An 18777-nucleotide genomic window follows, 5' to 3' on the forward strand; every position below is an offset into this window, starting at 1 on the left:
GTTGCGGGGGACGCTGCAAGTACGTCCCTGTAAGCTCGGTCGCCGCATCCATGCGGCTCACGCCCCCGCAACCGGACCCACCCCGCCTTCGACAGACCTCCGCGATCTGTCGGAACAGCTCATGGGGTCAGATCCGTTTTCCGAAGGAAAACGGATCTGACCCCGGAATTTCATTCGATATCTGACAGATTTCATCCACTCATGGCGTGGATCTACTGGCCGCCGGCCAATTGTCGAAGGCGGGGCACTGTGGGTTTGCGGGGTGTGAGCCGCATGGATGCGGCGACCAAGGCTACATGGACGTACTTGCGCCGTCCCCGCACACCCACAGTGCCCCGCCATCCCACGGAATGCCAGCTTTCGCTGTTGACGTTGCTGTTGCCTCTGCAGGTGCAGGGCGCAGCCCTGCCGAACACCCTTTACAACGGCAGCGGGGCCTGCGCCGGATCGATACGCCCTTCACCGCGGGTGATCTTCTTGAACTCGGCACGGCTGACCGACACGTAGCGCTCGTTGCCACCGATCTCCACCTGCGGGCCGTCCTGCACGGCGTGGCCATGCTCGTCCACGCGCACGGTCATCGTCGCCTTCTTGCCGCTGTGGCAGATGGTTTTGATTTCCTGCATCTCGTCGGCCCAGGCCAGCAGGTACTGGCTGCCTTCGAACAGCTCGCCGCGGAAGTCGGTACGCAGGCCGTAGCACAGCACCGGAATGCGCAGCTGGTCGACGACCTCGCTGAGCTGCCAGACCTGGGCGCGGGTCAGGAACTGCGCCTCGTCCACCAGCACGCAGCCCATCGGGCCGTTGGCTGCCAGATCCTGCTCCACCCAGCGCTGCAGGTCGGTATCGCGGTCGAAGGCCATGCCGTCAGCGCGCAGGCCGATCCGCGAGGCGACCACGCCGGCGCCGGCACGGTCGTCCAGGCGTGGAGTCAGGATCGCCACCCGCATGCCGCGCTCGCGGTAGTTGTGCGCGCTCTGCAGCAGGGTGGTGGTCTTGCCGGCGTTCATCGCCGAGTAGTAGAAGTAGAGCTTGGCCATCGGCCAATTCTAGTCGCCACCCGGCCCGCCGTCGCGGATCGGCCGTGGCCGGGCGATCACGTGCCGGCTGTCGCGTACCCCGGTGCCAGCAGCGCCGAGGCAACGATGGCCTGGCCGGCGTGGCTCATTGCCCCGATCTGGCCAGCTCCTCGTCCTGCCATTGCCGGTAGGCCACCGGGTCCCAGTAGCGCGCCAACTGGTGCTTTTCCGGTTGCAGCACACGGGCCCCCGCATCGCCACGGCCCTGGCTGCGCATGGCGCCGTTCCAGCCGGCGCGGCTGCCGGTCTGCCGCATGCTGCCGGCCCGCAGTTCACGTTCCAGCCGCGGCGTCGCGGCCGGATCGCCGAACTCGGCATACAGCGCGCGGCCCTCGCGCACCGCGCGCTCGCGCTCGTCGGCGGACAGCGCCTCCCAGAAGCGTTCGCGCTGTACCACCAGCCACTCGGTGCCGCGCTCGGCCGCCAGGTCCATCCATGCATAGCCCAGGGCGCGGTCGACCGGACCGCCCTGCCCGTTCCAGAGCATGTCGGCCAGCGCTGCCTGTGAGAGCTTGTCGCCGTAGCGCGCGGCATTGCGGAAGTCGTTGCGGGCCTCTTCGTGGCGGCCCCGCTCGCGGGCCTGCATGCCGAGCCCACGGAAGCGCAGGTCCGGATGGTAGACGAGGAACTCGTGCGACTGCAGCACGATCGCTTCATAGGCATCCGTGCGCGGCGGCGGGCCGGACCCGGCCGCAGGCACGGCCAGCAGGCCCAGCAGGGTAGCCACCAGCGGGCGGGCGATGATGTTCAAGGACATGGACCACGCTCCTGTGTTCCGGTGTCGACTCAATACCTTACGGCCAGGTGTCATGCAAGTCAGGTCGGCCCGCCGGCACCCCGCTACAATCCTGTCCCCATGCACGGTCTCAATCCCCCCCAAGCCGCCGCCGTCCTGCACATCGAAGGCCCCTTGCTGGTGCTCGCCGGCGCCGGCAGCGGCAAGACGCGCGTGATCGTGGAAAAGATCGCCCACCTGATCAGCTGTGGCCGCTACCCGGCACGCCGCATCGCGGCGATCACCTTCACCAACAAGTCGGCCAAGGAAATGCGCGAGCGTGTGGCCAAGCGCCTGCGCGAGCAGGATGCCGACGAGGTGACCATCTGCACCTTCCATGCGCTGGGCCTGAAGTTCCTGCAGATCGAACATGCCGCCGTGGGCCTGAAGCGCGGCTTCTCCATCTTCGATGCCGATGATGCCGCCGCGCAGATCAAGGACCTGATGCACGGCGCCAAGCCCGATGACATCGAGGACATGAAGAACCTGGTGTCGCGCGCGAAGAACGCCGGGCTGTCGCCCGAGCAGGCGATGGCCGCCGCACGCAGCAACCGCGAGAAGGAAGCGGCCAGCGTCTACGAGCGCTACCAGCTGCGGCTGACCGCGTTCAATGCGGTCGATTTCGATGACCTGATCCGCCTGCCGGTGCAGATCCTGGAAGAGAACCCCGAGATCGCCCTGGCCTGGCGCGAGCGCATCGGCTACCTGCTGGTGGACGAATGCCAGGACACCAACGACGCGCAATACCGCCTGCTCAAGCAGCTGGCTGGTGAGAAGGGCAATTTCACCTGCGTGGGAGACGATGACCAGTCGATCTACGCCTGGCGTGGCGCCAACCCGGAGAACCTGCAGCAGATGGGGCGTGACTACCCCACGCTGGAAATCATCAAGCTGGAGCAGAACTACCGCTGCTCCAACCGCGTGCTGCGTGCAGCCAATGCGCTGATCGCCAACAACCCGCACGAACACCTGAAGAAGCTGTGGAGCGACCAGGCTGACGGTGAGCGCATCCGCGTGTGGGAGTGCCGCAACAGTGAGCACGAAGCGGAAAAGGTCGCCGCCGAAATCGCCTTCGTGGCGCAGTCGCGCAACGTGCCGTGGAGTGATTTCTGCATCCTGTTCCGTGGCAACTTCCAGTCGCGGCCGCTGGAAAAGGCGATGCAGCTGCTGCGCATTCCCTATCACCTGACCGGCGGCACGATGTTCCTGGAACGCCAGGAAGTGAAGGACACGCTGGCCTGGCTGCGCCTGCTGGTGAACCCGGATGACGACACCGCGTTCATGCGTGCGGTGCAGTCGCCCAAGCGCGACGTCGGTGCCGGCACGCTGGCCAAGCTGGCCGAGCTGGCCCAGGAAAAGGACATGCCGATGGCGCATGTGGCAGAAACCATCGGTGCCCTGCAGCAGCTCCCACCGCGCGCGGCCAACAGCCTGGCGCGGTTCACCGACATCCTGCGCGACCTGCGGGCGCAGATGCGCCAGGTGACGTCCGGCGACATGATCCGCAAGGTGGCCAAGGAATCGGGGTTGCTGAGCGAGCTGCGCCAGCAGGCCAAGGAAGAGGCCAGCTACCAGCGCCGGGCGAACAACATCGAGGAACTGGCGCAGTGGTTCGAGGGCGGCCCGCGCGGTGCCACCGCCGCCGACCTGGCCGGCCAGCTGGCGCTGCTCTCGCGCAGCGACAAGGACGAGGGCGGCAACCAGGTGCGCATGATGACCCTGCACGCTTCCAAGGGCCTGGAGTTCCCGTACGTGTTCATCGTCGGCTGCGAGGACGGCGTGTTGCCGCACCAGGTCAGCCTGGATGAGGGCAACCTGCAGGAAGAGCGGCGCCTGCTGTACGTGGGCATCACCCGCGCCAAGATCCAGCTGTGGATGAGTTACAGCAAGCTCACGCGCAAGTTCGGCGAGCATGTGCGGCTGAAGCCGAGCCGGTTCTTCGATGAGATCCCGGCCGAGGAGATCCAGCGCGACGGTGCTGACCCGGTGGCCGATGCGGCGCGCAAGAAGGAGCGCGCGACGGCGGGGTTGGCGGCGATCGAGGCGCTGTTCGATTGAGGATCGAAAAGCCACTAAAGTGGTATTCCAATCCGTCCGATTGACGCTTCTGGCCTTGAGCCTGCATCGGGTTAAGGCCTAGTGTGAGCGCACCCGAAGTGCGCGCCGTGTCCTTCATCGTGTCCAACGACATCCCTCCTGTTCTCACCCGTACCTTCCTCGGGCTGGGCGTGGTCCTGCTTGTTTCAGCGCTTCTGGCCTACGTTGGTGCCAGGCGCTTCCTCGATGCGGCGGTCATTGCCGATGGCAGGATCACCCATGTGGCTGCCAGCGTTGATCGCGGTGGTTCGCGCACTTCAGGGGTGAAGTTCCTGTACTGGGTGGAATTCACTACCAGCAGCGGGCAAGTGATGCGGTTCTTGGCAGGTCGTACCAGCCGTCGTGCCTACATGACGGGCGATCATGTAGATGTGCTGTACCTGCCGGACCGCCCGGACAAGGCTCTGGTGTGTTCGCTCTCATCACCCTGGGGCCTGAGCGTCATACTGGGATTGGGCGGCGGCCCATTCCTGCTGGCGGTGGGATTTATGCACCTGCCGCAGGCGGCGAGGGCATGGCGGCGCAGGCAGCTCCTTCGACACGGGACACGGGTGCAAGCCAAGGTCCGGGCGATCAAGCGCGATCTCGGAGTATTTTCGGGGGGAAGGCATCCGTTCGTCATCGTCTGCGCCTGGCGCGATCCTGAAACCACTCGATGGCATGTCTTCCACAGTGCGTATCTATGGGCCGATCCCCGTGCACAGGTGAGTGGGCGTGAACTGGATGTCCATGTCATGCCGGGCAATCCGCGCTACTACCATGTCGATACCTCCTTCATTCGATCAGCGCCGGCACCTGCACGCTGATCGATCAACCCGGCAGCACCATGCCCACCCTCCTCAGATGTTTTTTGCTGTTTTTCTTTGCCGTGGGCCTGCTGACCCTTCTGGCCGCCGCCTGGCTGTTCGTGGACGTCCAGCGTTTCGCGCGCAAGGCCGTTTCCGTAACCGGAACGGTGGTGGCCGTCCAGGCAGAGGATGCCCGGTCGGAAATGGAGGGGATGCCCGCACGTGACATCACCCTGCATCGCCCGGTGGTGAGGTTCCAGACCGCACAGGGGCAGATGATTCAGTTCACCGCGTCCTTTGCTACCGGGGCACCACTGTACGTGGTCGGCGAACAGGTACAGGTGCTATATCCCGGCGGCATGCCTTCCAAGGCTCGTATCCAGCACCCGGGATTGCGCTGGGGCGCACCGCTGCTGTTGGCGCTGATGGGCATGGGGTTCTGCCTGATCGCCGCATGCGTCCATCGCCTGTGCGTGCGCTACTGGCCGATCCTGTTCGGCCCGCGTGACGGGGCATGTGGCTAGGCTGGGCATCGTAGTGGCCCACTTGGCCTGAGCGTGCTGCACGGCGGGCGCTGGCGTTGCAAAATCGAGGTATTCCTTCCGGAGCCCACCCATGCATCCCATCGAAAGCGAACGCCTGCGGCTGCGCCGCCTGGAACCAGACCGGGATGCTGCGCCGATGCTGGCACTGCTCAACGATCCAGGCTTCCTGCGTTTCATCGGTGATCGCAACGTGCGCAGCGAGGAGCAGGCGCGGGAGTACATCGCGCTGCGCGTGCTGCGCAGCTATGCCTTGAACGGCTTCGGCATGTATGCGATCGAGCGCCTGGCCGATGGCGCGTGGCTGGGTAACGCCGGCCTGGTGCGGCGTGATGGCCTGCCGGGGCCGGATATCGGCTATGCGGTGCTGTCGGAGTTCACGGGGCAGGGCTATGCCGGCGAGGCGGCGCAGGCGGTCTTCGCGCATGCCCGTGCGGAGCTGGGCATCGAGGATCTGTACGGCATTACCGACCTGGACAATGTGGCTTCCGGACGCATCCTGCTGGGGCTGGGCATGCACGAACGCGGCGTGATCCAGCTGCCGGGCGTGGACAGCGCGAGCCGGTTGTACGCCACGCCGGGGGCGGCGGTGGTTCAACAGCCAGCATGAGCCGGTGGGGTATGGTGCAGGTCTGTTTTCCTGCACGGATGCTTCGATGCTGATCAACGCGTATTCCACCCTCGGCCCGGTGCTGGCACCGCCACCACAGGCCGGGAGTGCCTCCGTCCGTGGTCTTGATGACCCCGCACTGGCCCCGCACCTCGGCGGCTTCGTCAACTACGTGCTGGGCCATGGCGACGGGCAGATGACCGCCGCGCGCTATCACCTGATGCGGCACGTCCAGCGCGTGCGCCAGCACTATCTGTTCGAGCTGGCCGAGGCTGATCTGGAGGCGCTGCAGCCTTGGCTGCTGCAGGCCAATGCGGTGTGCTTCCTGGAAGATGGCAGCGTCCGCGATCCGGCCGGCAGGGTGCTGTTGGGTGACGCGCCCGATCCGCAGGCGCAGGTGCCGTATCCCGCCGATGCCGGGCAGCGCCGTGCGCGCAGCCAACAGCAGTTGCAGGCCCACGAGCTGCGTGTCCCGCCGTCGTTGCCACCTGTGCTGGGTGCGGCCGAGGCACAGCTGCGCGCGCCTGCCCAGGTCTGGGCCAGAGCGCAGGCGCTGCTGGCGTGTACGCTGCGCGCCGAGGCGCTGCAGGCCGGTGACCCACCGTTGAGCCTGGCCGAGTTGGCCGAGCGCCTGCCGGCGCTGCCCGAGGCCTTGAGCCCGGCCGAGGCCGCTTTCATCGCGCACGGGGACGCCGAGGCGGCTCTGCCGTTCGGCTGGCGCTACGAGAGCCTGGCCGTGCTGCTGTGGGCGCTGGGCCTGTCCGAGGCGCTGCCGTGGCCGCAGGCGACCTGTGCCGTGCCGGATGTGGTGGGTGCCTTGTTGCAGAAGGCTGACAGTGGCAGCGAGCTTGCGACCCTGCGCGATACCGCCGAGCTGCTGGATGCGCTGGATCTGCACTACCGCCTGCACTGGGTTGCGCGTGAGGCCCAGCGCCAAGGTGCACCGATGCCCGGTGCGCTGGAGGGCGGCGTGATCTACGAGCGCCACTACGCGCTGAACTGGTTGTTCTGCTTTGAACAGGCCGACTGGGACGACGTCGATACGCCGACCTGAGTCTGCAGGGCGAGGGCGGTCAGGCCGCCCTCGCTGGCATGGGCACCGTGCCGACCAACGGTCGGCACCCACCCTCTCAGCTGCGCAGTTCCGCCAGCTGCGCCTGCAGCTCGGCCACGGCCGTTTCCAGCTGGGCCACGCGCTCGGCCAGGCCCGGATCGGCCGCATCGCTGCTGCCCCCGCCACTGCTGGCGTACTTGGCCGCCAGCGCGGCACCATCCACTTCACCGCACAGCAGGTGCATGTAGCGGTCTTCGCGCTGGCCGCTGGTGCGCGGCAGCACCACCAGCAGCGCGCGCTGCTGCAGGCGCTCGATGGCGTGGCGGGCTTCGTCGATATCCGCGAACCGGTACAGACGCTCGCTGCGCGACACCAGCTCGCCCAGGGTCTGTGGACCGCGCAGCAACAGCAGCGCCAGCAGCACGGTCTGCTGCCGGGTCAGGTCCAGCGCGGCCTGCAGGCGGTGCTCGTAGCGGTCGGCGCGCGAGGAGAAGTGCTGGCGGGCCAGGCCCAACGCCTCCAGCTGGCGCAGCGCGTGCTGCACGCTGCCGGCGTCTACGTTCATCACCGGCTCGCGCGCGGTCTTCTGGTTGGCCGCCGATTGGGCGGCGTTGACCGTCAGCGGGTAGGTGTCCGGCGTGGTTGCCTCCTTCTCCACCAGGCAGCCCAGCAGGCGGGCCTGCACGGCGTCGAGCAGGGGGACGTCGGGGGTCTGGGCGGAATCGGTCATGGCGGCCTCCGGAAGGGCAACGGGTCAACCGCCAAGCATAGCCGTCCCGAGGCCGCCTTTGCCGGTAAAATGCGCCGGTATATCTGATTGCCGGTGAATCCATGCGTCGTCCTGTTTCCCTGTCCCTGACCCTGCTCGCCACCGCGGCGCTGGGCCTGTCCGCCTGCAAGCGCGTGGACGCGCCTGCTGCCGAAGCCGCCGCGCAGGAGGCCCCGGCCGCTGCCGCCAAGGCCGATGGCGCGCGTGATGCCACCGCCAACGACAACCTCAACGCCGTGCTTTGGATGCAGCGTGCGCAGGAGTACAGGGCGATCACCGAGCAGACCTACCGGGCCGCCGCCGATCGCCTGGATGCGGCGCTGAAGGAGGCCCACTGGGACGCACTGGTGCCAGAAGAACGCGGCAACGAGGCCAAGGGCCTGAAGCCGGCCGTGGTGCTGGACGTGGACGAGACCGTGCTGGACAACTCGCCCTACCAGGCGCGCCTGGTGCGCGACGGCAAGGAATACGACGAGCTGAGCTGGGACCAGTGGGTGGCCGAAAAGAAGGCCAAGGCGATTCCGGGCGTGGTTGATTTCGCCAAGGCCGCCAACGCCAAGGGCGTGACCCTGCTGTACATCTCCAACCGTGCCGTGCACCTGAAGGACGCGACCCTGGCCAACCTGCGCGAGCAGGGCCTGCCGGTAGCCGATGACAGCGTGTTCCTGGGCCTGGGCACCGTGGTCGAAGGCTGCGAGCAGGCCGGCAGCGAGAAGAACTGCCGCCGCCGCCTGGCCGGGCAGAAGTACCGCGTGCTGATGCAGTTCGGCGACCAGCTGGGTGACTTCGTGGAAGTGACCACCAACACCAACGAAGGCCGTGACGCCCTGCTGCAGCAGTACCACGACTGGTTCGGCGAGCGCTGGTGGATGCTGCCGAACCCGACCTACGGTGGCTTCGAGCCGGCGCAGTTCAACAACGATTACAGCCAGTCGCGCCAGGCCCGTCACGACGCCAAGCGCGCCGCCCTGGACTACGCACCATGAGCCGCGCGCCACTGCCGCTGCGCGACGACGAGCGCCTGATCTTCGCGCTGGACGTGCCTGACCGCGCGCAGGCGCTGGCGTGGGTCGACCGCCTTGGCGACAGCGTGGCCTTCTACAAGATCGGCATGGAACTGCTCGCCTCCGGCGAGTACTTCCAGGTGCTCGATGAGCTGGCCCGCCGCGACAAGCGCGTGTTCGTCGACCTGAAGTTCTTCGACATTCCGGCCACCGCTGCGGCGGTGATCAAGCGCCTGTCGCAGTGGCCGGTCAGCTACGCCACCATCCATGGCTGGCACCCGGCCATGATGGAGGCGTGCGCCGCCGCCAACAGCGGCGACATGCGCCTGCTGGCAGTGACCGTGCTGACCTCGATGGGTCGCCCCGACCTCGCACAGATGGGCATCGACCGCGAACCGGTGGACGTGGTGGTCGAGCGCGCGCTGGCCGCCCAGGCCGCCGGCATCGATGGCGTGATCGCTTCGGGCCAGGAGGCCGGCCCGATCCGCGCTGCCACCGGCAGCGGATTCTCGATCGTCTGCCCGGGCATCCGCCCCGGTGGCCCGGTCGGCGATGACCAGAAGCGTACCGTTGGCGTAGCGCAGGCCTTTGCCGATGGCGCCGATGCCATCGTGGTCGGTCGCCCGATCCGCCTGGCCGCCGATCCGCAGGCCGCAGCGCGGGCGATCCTGCAGGAAATCGCGTCGGCTCTGGCTGCACGCTGAGCCCACAGCCGACGCCGGTCACGCCGGCACCACGAACGCCATCCCGATCCATGCGGGATGGCGTTCGCATTTGTGGGTCTGCAGTTGTCGCAGGCGGCGCCAGCCATGAGAACTGTGCGCAGGTTCGCGCTGTGGGCCTCTCCACTGCTCCCCAATCGATGCACCGGTACGGACCGCGGCCGCGCCGGTTCCAACCATCGACAGAGGAGTACAGGGAAATGTATCGCAGCACCTCTTTGTTCATCGGCCTGCTGTTGGCCGCGTCTGCCGTACCCGCCATCGCTGCGCCGCAGCTGCGCGATGCGCCGCGCATCATCGGCGGCGAAGCGGCGCCGGCCGACGAGTACCCGTTCATGGTCAGCATCCAGGGCATCTTCGACGGCGATTCGGACCATGATCGCCACTTCTGCGGGGGCACCCTCATCTCACCCTCGTGGGTGCTGACGGCCGCGCACTGCATGCAGGGCGAAGCGCCTGGTGGCATCGCCGTTGTCGGCAAGGTCACGGCCCTGTCCACTGACGCCGGACCACGACCCTCCAACGTCAAGGCGATCCACGTCCATCCGGCATTCAACAGCGGCAATTCGCTGGAGCACGACGTCGCCCTGATCCAGCTCAGCGCACCGCTGGTCGGCGCACAGCCGGTAGCACTGCGGCTGCGGCCCGACGCCAGCTATCTCAAGCCGGGCCGTGAATTCACGGTCATCGGCTGGGGAGACACCGACATCGGCGATGGCCGGGTCTATCCGACTCAGCTGCAGACCGCACAGGTGCCGTTCGTGTCATTCGATGAATGCCAGCAGGCGTACGGCGGTGAACTATCACGTGGCAAGGTGATCTGCGCCGGCCGCGAGGGCATCGACAGCTGCCAGGGGGATTCCGGAGGCCCGCTGCTGCTGCGCCTGCGTGAAGGCTGGACCCAGTTCGGTGTCGTCAGTTGGGGCGAGGGCTGTGCGCTGGCCGGCTATCCGGGGATTTATGCCCGAATCGCCGAAAAACACGCCGTAGATTTCATTGAAGCGGTTTGGCAACGCGATTGACACAATAAAATCAAATACATACATGGCATTACGTGAAGTGTTGCCTTAACTTGAACGGCAGCGTAGGATCGCCGCCATCCGGTCCTCGGGCCGGACATGTGCCACAACACTGTCCTCCGGCCCCGCGCCGGCTTGAAGAGCCTGTGATCCCCGTGATCCGGGCTCTTTTTTTATCCCGGTGGCGGCGCTGGGGTCAGATCCCTTCTGCCCGCAGCAGAGGAGATCTGACCCCCTTGGCTGGAAACCGTGACGTCCCGGCTTGCCGCTGTCACGTCGCAGGCCGCAAGATGCGGGCCGGTCCGGGGAGTCCGAATGCATGAGCGTGGCGGTGCGAGGAAAGTCTGCGCGTGGATGGGGGCTGGCGGCCATGCTGCTGCTGGCCGTGGCGGGGTGCCGCGAGTCTGCCAACGATCCGGCCAGGCCGGCGGCCGAGCCGGTGGCTGCAGTACAGGCGATGGCGTTGCGCCTGGCCGAAGATGATCTGGTCGGCTACGCAAAGCTGTCGGTGCCGCCGGGCCAGTACCAGCGCCTGCAGCAGGCGTGGGTGGAAGGCCACAGCCAGTGGCCGCTGACCGAGCTGCCACTGGGCGACCAGCTGCTGCCGATGTTGGCCGCACTGCGCAAGCCCGGTGCCAGCGCCGAACTGCAGCGCAGCTTCGATCGCCAGCTGGCTGGCCAGGCCGGCGCCGTGCGCCAGGCCGCACAGTCGATGGGCAACTTCGGCGTGCAGTACCTGCGCCACCAGAAGGGCTACACGCCCAGCCAGCAGGCCCACTACATCGCCCTGGTCGAGACCCTGGCGGGGTGGGCGCAGGCTGCCCCGATCAGCGACCGCGCACGTGCCCGCAGCACCATCGCCGCGCTGGTCGGCGCCGCCAGCAAGGTCGGCTTCGAGGATGAAGCCGGCCTGCAGGCGGCCGGCATGGAAGGCAGCCTGCAGCAGCTGGCGCCGTTCATCCACACCCTCAAGGCGGTGCTGGGCAGCTACGGACTCGGCGTGGACGACGCGCTGCGCAGCGTGCGCGGCGAACTGCTGTCGGTGGAAGGTGACAATGCGCTGGTGCGCCTGCACTACGACCTGGCCGGTCGCGAGATGACCCTGCAGCTGCCACTGAGCCGGCGCGAGGGCCACTGGTACCTGACCCGCACCCTGGCCGACACCGACGCGCTGCTGCGCAAGGCCGATGCGGCCCGCGCGGCTGCGTCGCCAGCACCGGCTGAAGCCCCCGCCGAGGGTGGGGAAGCGGCAACACCGCCGGCTAAGCCATAATGGCGCCGATGTCGAAACAGAACCCGCTGCCGTTCCCCGGCGAAGAATCCCAGTCGACGCCCGCCGATACGGTGCCGGCGTCCCCCTCGACCGGTACCGGCCCGAACCCGGTACCGCCGCCCGCGCACGCGCGTCCGGCCGGCCGCCGTCCACTGTGGGCCCGACTGCTCGGTCGCCTGGTCGAGCCGTGGCTGTCGCTGAAGATCGAACCGGAAGACCCGGGCCAGTACAACGATGGCCGCCCGGTCATGTACGTGCTGGAAGACTACGGCCTGTCCAACGCGCTGATCCTGGACAAGGCCTGCCGCCAGGCCGGCCTGCCGTCGCCGCTGGTGCCGCTGGCCGGTGATCCGACCGGCCGCAAGCGCGCCTATCTGGCGCTGTCGCGGCGCAGCTCCAGCAACTCGCTGATTCCCGAGCAGCGCGGCGCCAAGACCCACTCCGATTCGCTGGCCAAGGCCCTGCAGGCGCACCGCGTGCGCGATGACCTGGATGTGCACCTGGTGCCGGTGTCGATCTTCGTCGGCCGCGCGCCGGACAAGCAGAGCGGCTGGTTCGCAGTGCTGTTCTCGGAAAACTGGGCGCTGGTGGGCCGCTTCCGCCGCCTGCTGGGGCTGCTGCTGAACGGGCGCAATACCATCGTGCGCTTCGCCCCGCCGATCTCGCTGCGCAGCACCGTTGACGAAGGCCTGGAGCCGGAGCGCACGGTGCGCAAGCTGCAGCGCGTGCTGCGCACCCATTTCCGCCGCATCCGTGAATCGGTGATCGGCCCGGACCTGTCGACCCGGCGCCTGCTGGTGGACCAGGTGCTGGCCGCCGAGCCGGTCCGCGAAGCGATCGCCGCACAGGCCAAGCGCGACAACTCGAAGCCGGCCGATGCCTGGAAGAAGGCACACGCCTACGCCTGGGAAATCGCTGCGGACTATTCCAGCCCGGTAGTGCGCTCGGCCAGCTTCATGCTCAGCCACGTGTGGAACCGCATCTATGCGGGCGTGCTGGTGCACCACCTGGACAAGTTCAAGGCCGCCGCGCCGGGCCACGAAGTGGTCTATGTGCCCAGCCACCGCAGCCACATGGACTACCTGCTGCTGTCCTACCTGCTGTACGACCGTGGCATCGTGCCGCCGCACATCGTGGCCGGCATCAACCTGAACCTGCCGGTGGTCGGCACCCTGCTGCGCAAGGGCGGTGCGTTCTTCATCCGCCGTTCGATCCGTGGCAATGCGCTGTACTCCGCAGTGCTCAGTGAGTACGTCGCGCAGCTGGTGGCCGGTGGCTATTCGCTGGAGTACTTCGTCGAAGGCGGCCGCTCGCGTACCGGGCGCCTGCTGCAGCCCAAGGGCGGCATGATCTCGATGACGCTGCGTGCATTCCTGCGCCAGCCGCGCAAGCCGGTCCTGTTCCAGCCCATCTACATCGGCTACGAGAAGCTGATGGAGGGCGGCAGCTACCTGGACGAACTGTCCGGCCGGCCGAAGGAAAAGGAGTCGATCTGGTCGCTGCTGTGGGGCATCCCCAAGGTGCTCAAGCAGAACTACGGCCAGGTGGTGGTGAACTTCGGCGAGCCGATCGCGCTGAACGACGTGCTGGCCGAGAAGGCCCCGGAGTGGAAGGGCGAGGCGGTGTCCGAGGACGAGAAGCCAGCCTGGCTGTCGACCACGGTGGATACGCTGGCCGAGCGCATCCAGGTGCGCATCAACGGCGCTGCCGACGTCAACCCCATCAATCTTTTGGCGCTGGCCCTGCTGTCCACGCCGAAGCACGCGATGGGCGAGGCCGACCTGATCGCGCAGATCGAGCTGTGCAAGACGCTGCTGGTCGAGATGCCGTACTCGGACCGGGTGACGGTGACCCCGCACTCGCCGGAGCGGATCATCGCCCATGCCGAGGAGATCAACGTCCTCACCCGCATCAAGCACCCGCTCGGCGATGTGCTCAGCGTCAGCGGCGACACCGCGGTGCTGCTCAGCTACTTCCGCAACAACGTGGTGCACCTGTTCACCGCCTCGTCGTGGGTGGCCTGCTGCTTCCAGAACAACCGCCGCATGAGCCGTACCGGGCTGGTCCAGCTGGGCCGCACGGTATATCCGTTCCTGCAGGCCGAGCTGTTCCTGCCGTGGAGCGAGGACGAGTTCGCGCAGCGTATTGACCGCACCATCGACGTGTTCGTGCGCGAAGGCCTGCTGCAGAACGTCAACGATGACGACGGCGGCATCCTGGCACGCAACACCGGGCAGACCGACGAGGTGTTCCGCCTGCGGGCGATCGGCCATTCGCTGCAGCAGGCGTTCGAGCGCTACTACATCGCCATCTCGGTGCTGGTGAAGAACGGCCCGGGCGTGCTCGGTGCGGCCGAGCTGGAAAGCCTGTGCCAGCAGGCCGCGCAGCGCCTGAGCCTGCTCTATGCGCCGGCCGCTCCCGAGTTCTTCGACAAGGCCCTGTTCCGCGGCTTCATCCAGAAGCTGCGCGAACTGCGCCTGGTGTGGCCGGACGAGAACAGCAAGCTGCTGTTCGATGAACGCCTGGATGCCTGGGCCAAGGACGCCAAGTTCATCCTGGGGCGCGAGCTGCGCCACACCATCGAGCGGGTCAGCCCGGAAGCAGCGCGCCCGGACGAGCCTGCGCCGCAGGATTGAAGGTCGCGCCGGACAAGGCGGTGGGTGCGGACCTTGGTCCGCACACTTCCACCCGTGCCAACCAAGGTTGGCACCCACCAGGACGGTCTTTAGGCCGGCTCGTCGGGAATCTGCAGGCTTTCCAGCCTGGCGATGCAGTCCTTCAACTGCAGCTTGCGCCGCTTCAGGCGCTTGGCTTCCAGTTCGTCCTCGCCGTTGGCCGCCATGCGGGTGATCTGTTCATCCAGCAGGCGGTGCTCGGCGCGCAGGGCGGCGAGGTGCTCGACGATCTCGGCGGGGCTGTAGGTATCCACAGCCTCCGAGCATACACAGCGTTGATGACTGCCGGGAGAGGGGAAACCCGACCCCCGGCCGGGGCGGCTCCGAGCCGTTAGAATGGAACCCATGAGTGCCGTGATTTCCCTTCCCGATCCCCAGCCGCGCGCCGCCCGCGATCCACGCGTGGCCGAGCGCGAGCAGCACAAGCTGGCCAAGCGCCTGCGCCGCCAGGTCGGCGAGGCGATTGCCGACTTCGGCATGATCGAGGCCGGCGACAAGGTCATGGTCTGCCTGTCCGGCGGCAAGGACAGCTACACCCTGCTGGACGTGCTGCTGCAGCTGCAGAAGAAGGCGCCGGTGCCGTTCGAGCTGGTGGCGGTGAACCTGGACCAGAAGCAGCCGGGCTTCCCCGAGCACATCCTGCCGGAGTACCTGGCCGGGCTGGGCGTGCCGTACCACATCATCGAGCAGGACACCTATTCGGTGGTCAGCCGGGTCATCCCGGAGGGCAAGACGATGTGTTCGCTGTGCTCGCGCCTGCGTCGTGGCGCGCTGTACAACTACGCCGAGACCCACGGTTTCACCAAGATCGCGCTGGGCCACCACCGCGACGACATGGTGGCCACGTTCTTCATGAACCTGTTCCACCACGCCAAGCTGGCGGGCATGCCGCCGAAGCTGCGCAGCGACGACGGCAGGCACGTGGTGATCCGGCCGCTGGCCTACGTGCGCGAGCGCGACATCGTCGACTACGCGCAGGCGCGCCAGTTCCCGATCATTCCCTGCAACCTGTGCGGCAGCCAGGAGAACCTGCAGCGCCGCCAGGTCGGCCTGATGCTCAAGCAGTGGGAAAAGGACCATCCGGGCCGCATCGAGCAGATCGCGCGCGCCATGGGTGAAGTCCGGCCCTCGCAGCTGGCCGACACCACCCTGTTCGACTTCATGGCGCTGGGCCGTCGCGACGACACGCCGCTGCCCGACGCCCATGCCTGGCTGGCCGGCTCCCCGGCCGACGCCGACGCAGATCCCGAGACGCCCACCGTTTAAGGTCGGTCGCCCTTCCTCTTCGCCATCCGGAATTCCATGTTCTTTCGCAACCTGACGTTCTTCCGTTTCCCGACCACCACCGATTTTTCCGAAGTCGATACCCTGCTGCCGCACGCCGTGCTCAAGCCTGTCGGCGCGCTGGAAATGAATTCGCGCGGATTCATTTCGCCGTTTGGCCGCGAGGAGAAGGAACTGCTGTCCCACCGCATCGCCGAACACCTGTGGCTGACCGTGGGTGGCGAGGACAAGATCCTGCCGGCGGCGGTGGTCAACGACCTGCTCGAGCGCAAGCTGGAGGAGATCGAGGAGAAGGAAGGGCGGCGCCCGGGTGGCCGCGAGCGCAAGCGCATGAAGGACGATCTGCTGCATGAACTGCTGCCGCGCGCCTTCGTGAAGTCCTCGCGCAACGACGCCTTCATCGACCTGCAGCACGGCTACGTGGCGGTGGATACCTCCAGCCGCAAGACCGGCGAATACTTCATGTCCGACATCCGCGGGCTGCTCGGCAGCTTCCCGGCGATGCCGCTGAACGCCGAAGTCGCGCCGCGCTCGATCCTGACCGGCTGGATCGCCGGCGAGCCGCTGCCGACCGGGCTGAGCCTGGGCGAAGAGTGCGAGATGAAGGATCCGGTCGAAGGCGGCGCGGTGGTCAAGTGCCAGCACCAGGAACTGCGCTGCGACGAGATCGACAAGCACCTGGACGCCGGCAAGCAGGTGACCAAGCTGGCGCTGATCTTCGAAGACAACCTGTCGTTCGTGATCGGCGACGACCTGATCGTGCGCAAGCTGAAGTTCCTCGACGGCGCCCTGGACCAGCTGGAGCATGCCGACGAAGACGGCCGCCGTGCCGAGTTCGATGCCCGCTTCGCCCTGCAGAGCGCCGAGATCCGCCGCCTGTTCCTGTTGCTGGAAGAAGCGTTCAAGCTCAGCAAGGCTGACTGAACAGGCAGCCCGACGGTCGCCGGTCATCCGGCGGCCCGAAGCAGCGCTATGCTGGGCGCATGAGCCGTCTGCTGCGCCGCCTGATCACTCCGACCCCGCCCGCCACCGTACAGCGCGACACCGTTCGCCTGCGCCTGGAGGATGCCGAGATCGAGGTGCTGCGCGTGCGCGATCCGCGCGCGCGCCGCATCAAGCTGAGCGTGGACGAGCGTGGCGCGCGGTTGACGTTACCACCGCGCGCAAGCCTGGTAATGGGCGAGCGCTTCCTGGAACAGCACCGCGACTGGCTGGCGCTGCAGCTGCGGCAGTACCAGGGGCAGGGCCTGCCGGCACCGCTGCAGCCCGGCGAAGACGGCGTGCTGCCATTGCGCGGTGAACTGTTGCCGCTGCGCTGGCAGGAAGGCCGCTACGCGCGGCTGGAGATCGACGCGCACGGTGCCTGCGTGCAGTGGCCGACCCGTGGTGGTGACGCCACGCTGCGCCGCCTGCTGCGCGAGTTCTATGAAGCGCAGACCCGCGCCGACGTCGGCCGCTGGCTGCCGAAGTACCTGCCCACCCTGCCGCGCGCCCCCAGCCGCCTGCGCCTGAAGGTGATGTCCTCGCAGTGGGGCTCGCTGGCCCCCGATGGCAGCATGGCCCTGGACCTGGCCTTGGTGCTCGGTCGTCCGGAAGCGTTCGAGTACGTGCTGGTGCACGAACTCTGCCACCTGATCCAGCCGAATCATTCGCCCGCGTTCTGGCATGAAGTCGAACAACGCTTTCCCGCCTGGCGCGAACAGCGCGACTACTTCCAGCTGGAAGGTCGGCGACTGAAGGCGATGCTTCGCCAGCTGTTGTAGAGCCGAGCCGATGCTCGGCTGACGCGTGCAGCGCGGGGTTCCAGTCATCACGTTGAAGAGCAGCCGAGCATGGCTCGGCTCTACAGAAGAGCGCGCGCAGCGCGCGACCCGCTCCTGCTCTTCCTTCTTTCTTCCGTGGTGGGCACACCGGAAACTGTCGAAGGACGGGATGGGTGGGATTGCGGGGGTGTCCGCGGCATGGATGCCGCGGCCAAGCCCCCAGGGACGGGTTCACGGCGTCCCCCGCAATTCCACCCATCCCGGCCAACCTCATGATCGTGCAGCCCCCACCCACCACGAGGGGCGCAGCCGTTGGCCGAAACCCTCACCCCGCCCGCAATGCCGCTGCGGCCGCCCAGCGTGCCGCCACCCGCGGCGCGGTGATGCACACCGCCTGGTCGGTCACCGTTGTCACCGCGCGCTCCAGCAGCTGGATATCGGCCTCGTGCTGGCGTGCCACATGCGGGTCCTCGAAGAAGATCGCGCGCTGGCAGCGCCCCTCCAGCACACGGTCGGCAATCTGCGCATCGCCGCCCATCGGGCCACTCTGGTAGCGCGTCACCCACGGCGTATCGCTGGGCCAGCCGCGGCTCCAGGCCAGTTCGTTCAAGCGCTGGCCGGTGGTGCCGGTCGCCACGCGCTCGCCGAACCGTGCCAGCACATCGAAGTGCTCGTCAGCGAAGGCCAGCATCGCCGGCTTCATCGCGTCGTGCGCGATCAGCGCCAGCGTCTGGTGCTGGAAGGCATGCAGATCGTCGGCACCGGCATCAGCAGCCAGCCCGGCGTGGATGCGCTCCACCTCGATCCAGTCACGCGCAGTGGCCACGGTTGAAATGAACGGCTTGCCGTGGATCACGCACTGCCGCTTGAGCGCGGTTGCCTCCGGAAACACCGAGGAAGGATCGACCGGGTCGATCAGGTAGATCGCACCGTCCAGAGTGCGCTCCGGCCCCATGCCAACCACTTCGGCCACCAGTTTCATCAGGCCACCCTCGCGGCCGTAGGGGTAGCGGTGCAGGCCACCGTAGCCGGCCAGGAAGCCCTGCCGTTCGATCGCATCGTGGGTGCGCCCGACCGCGTGCAGCGATACCCCCAGTTCACGCAGCCCGGCCTCGCTGGCACGCAGCCAGCGGAACAGCGCGGCGCGCGCATCGTGGTGATGGAGACGGTTGGCGGCCAGGCCGATACGCATCGAGCGCTCCGTAGGGACGGGTAGAAGCGGCAGTGTATGTCGGCATTCGCCGATAGGGATGTTTTTCGAATTTTTCTCATTGTCGCGGAAGCGCGCCTCGCTAGCGTGGCTGGCAGCGGTACCGCTGCGCG

18 protein-coding genes are annotated in these 18777 nt (G+C 67.4%); 13 read left to right on the forward strand and 5 right to left on the reverse strand.

Annotated elements, in window-relative coordinates; translation table 11 throughout:
* Positions 1-419: 419 nt before the first annotated feature.
* On the reverse strand, positions 420-1040 hold the full coding sequence (locus tag ACM0PK_RS13670; RefSeq protein WP_005421101.1) for a thymidine kinase: 621 nt from the start codon (positions 1038-1040) through the stop codon (positions 420-422).
* 124 nt (positions 1041-1164) lie between these two features.
* Entirely contained in the window at positions 1165-1836 is a 672-nt protein-coding gene (locus tag ACM0PK_RS13675) for an SEL1-like repeat protein (RefSeq protein WP_180886394.1), read from the reverse strand.
* A gap of 99 nt (positions 1837-1935) precedes the next feature.
* Here ACM0PK_RS13675 and ACM0PK_RS13680 point away from each other — a divergent pair, with 99 nt between their 5' ends.
* From ACM0PK_RS13680 to ACM0PK_RS13700, 5 genes are all read left to right on the forward strand, one after another.
* The gene (locus ACM0PK_RS13680) at positions 1936-3912 is read left to right on the forward strand and encodes a UvrD-helicase domain-containing protein (protein ID WP_414606771.1); all 1977 of its coding nucleotides are present in this window, start codon (positions 1936-1938) and stop codon (positions 3910-3912) included.
* 107 nt (positions 3913-4019) lie between these two features.
* Complete coding sequence (locus ACM0PK_RS13685) at positions 4020-4757, forward strand: DUF3592 domain-containing protein (RefSeq protein ID WP_414606770.1); 738 nt, start codon at positions 4020-4022, stop codon at positions 4755-4757.
* A 20-nt stretch (positions 4758-4777) separates the two neighbouring features.
* Entirely contained in the window at positions 4778-5263 is a 486-nt protein-coding gene (locus ACM0PK_RS13690) for a DUF3592 domain-containing protein (RefSeq protein WP_095378490.1), read from the forward strand.
* 91 nt (positions 5264-5354) lie between these two features.
* Complete coding sequence (locus ACM0PK_RS13695; protein ID WP_005421092.1) at positions 5355-5891, forward strand: GNAT family N-acetyltransferase; 537 nt, start codon at positions 5355-5357, stop codon at positions 5889-5891.
* A 46-nt stretch (positions 5892-5937) separates the two neighbouring features.
* The gene (locus ACM0PK_RS13700; RefSeq protein WP_414606769.1) at positions 5938-6945 is read left to right on the forward strand and encodes a DUF4272 domain-containing protein; all 1008 of its coding nucleotides are present in this window, start codon (positions 5938-5940) and stop codon (positions 6943-6945) included.
* 76 nt (positions 6946-7021) lie between these two features.
* Here ACM0PK_RS13700 and ACM0PK_RS13705 read toward each other — a convergent pair whose 3' ends face one another.
* A complete protein-coding gene (locus tag ACM0PK_RS13705; RefSeq protein ID WP_134972123.1) occupies positions 7022-7675 on the reverse strand; it encodes a YceH family protein in 654 nt (217 codons plus the stop codon).
* Between the two features lie 101 nt (positions 7676-7776).
* Here ACM0PK_RS13705 and ACM0PK_RS13710 point away from each other — a divergent pair, with 101 nt between their 5' ends.
* The 5 genes from ACM0PK_RS13710 to plsB all read left to right on the forward strand — a co-directional run bounded on the left by ACM0PK_RS13710 (position 7777) and on the right by plsB (position 14368).
* Positions 7777-8700: a 5'-nucleotidase, lipoprotein e(P4) family gene (locus ACM0PK_RS13710; protein ID WP_134972124.1), complete on the forward strand. Its 924-nt coding sequence runs from the start codon at positions 7777-7779 to the stop codon at positions 8698-8700.
* Positions 8697-9422: an orotidine-5'-phosphate decarboxylase gene (gene pyrF / locus ACM0PK_RS13715; protein WP_134972125.1), complete on the forward strand. Its 726-nt coding sequence runs from the start codon at positions 8697-8699 to the stop codon at positions 9420-9422. The genes ACM0PK_RS13710 and pyrF overlap by 4 nt, the downstream gene beginning before the upstream one ends.
* 218 nt (positions 9423-9640) lie before the next feature.
* Entirely contained in the window at positions 9641-10462 is an 822-nt protein-coding gene (locus ACM0PK_RS13720) for a S1 family peptidase (protein ID WP_053498015.1), read from the forward strand.
* A gap of 316 nt (positions 10463-10778) precedes the next feature.
* Positions 10779-11732: a hypothetical protein gene (locus ACM0PK_RS13725; protein WP_134972126.1), complete on the forward strand. Its 954-nt coding sequence runs from the start codon at positions 10779-10781 to the stop codon at positions 11730-11732.
* Positions 11732-14368: a glycerol-3-phosphate 1-O-acyltransferase PlsB gene (gene plsB, locus ACM0PK_RS13730; RefSeq protein WP_414606768.1), complete on the forward strand. Its 2637-nt coding sequence runs from the start codon at positions 11732-11734 to the stop codon at positions 14366-14368. Before ACM0PK_RS13725 ends, plsB begins: the two co-directional genes overlap by 1 nt.
* 89 nt (positions 14369-14457) lie before the next feature.
* Here plsB and ACM0PK_RS13735 read toward each other — a convergent pair whose 3' ends face one another.
* A complete protein-coding gene (locus ACM0PK_RS13735) occupies positions 14458-14661 on the reverse strand; it encodes a YdcH family protein (RefSeq protein WP_005421068.1) in 204 nt (67 codons plus the stop codon).
* Positions 14662-14752: 91 nt separating this feature from the next.
* Between ACM0PK_RS13735 and ttcA the strand changes: the two genes are divergently transcribed.
* The 3 genes from ttcA to ACM0PK_RS13750 are packed head-to-tail and all read left to right on the forward strand — an operon-like array spanning position 14753 to position 17454.
* Positions 14753-15673 (forward strand): tRNA 2-thiocytidine(32) synthetase TtcA, encoded by a 921-nt coding sequence (ttcA, locus tag ACM0PK_RS13740; RefSeq protein WP_172412120.1) that lies wholly within the window; start codon positions 14753-14755, stop codon positions 15671-15673.
* 36 nt (positions 15674-15709) lie between these two features.
* Positions 15710-16615: a recombination-associated protein RdgC gene (locus ACM0PK_RS13745; protein ID WP_005421064.1), complete on the forward strand. Its 906-nt coding sequence runs from the start codon at positions 15710-15712 to the stop codon at positions 16613-16615.
* 59 nt (positions 16616-16674) lie between these two features.
* Positions 16675-17454 carry a M48 family metallopeptidase gene (locus ACM0PK_RS13750; protein ID WP_061479922.1) on the forward strand — a complete coding sequence of 260 codons (780 nt, stop codon included), beginning with the start codon at positions 16675-16677 and terminating at the stop codon, positions 17452-17454.
* Positions 17455-17779: 325 nt separating this feature from the next.
* Here ACM0PK_RS13750 and ACM0PK_RS13755 read toward each other — a convergent pair whose 3' ends face one another.
* Complete coding sequence (locus ACM0PK_RS13755) at positions 17780-18646, reverse strand: methylglyoxal synthase (protein ID WP_088496785.1); 867 nt, start codon at positions 18644-18646, stop codon at positions 17780-17782.
* Positions 18647-18777: the final 131 nt, after the last annotated feature.

Origin of the sequence: Stenotrophomonas sp. FR010 (assembly GCF_047520755.2) — a bacterium.
Taxonomy (GTDB): Bacteria; Pseudomonadota; Gammaproteobacteria; order Xanthomonadales; family Xanthomonadaceae; genus Stenotrophomonas; species Stenotrophomonas sepilia.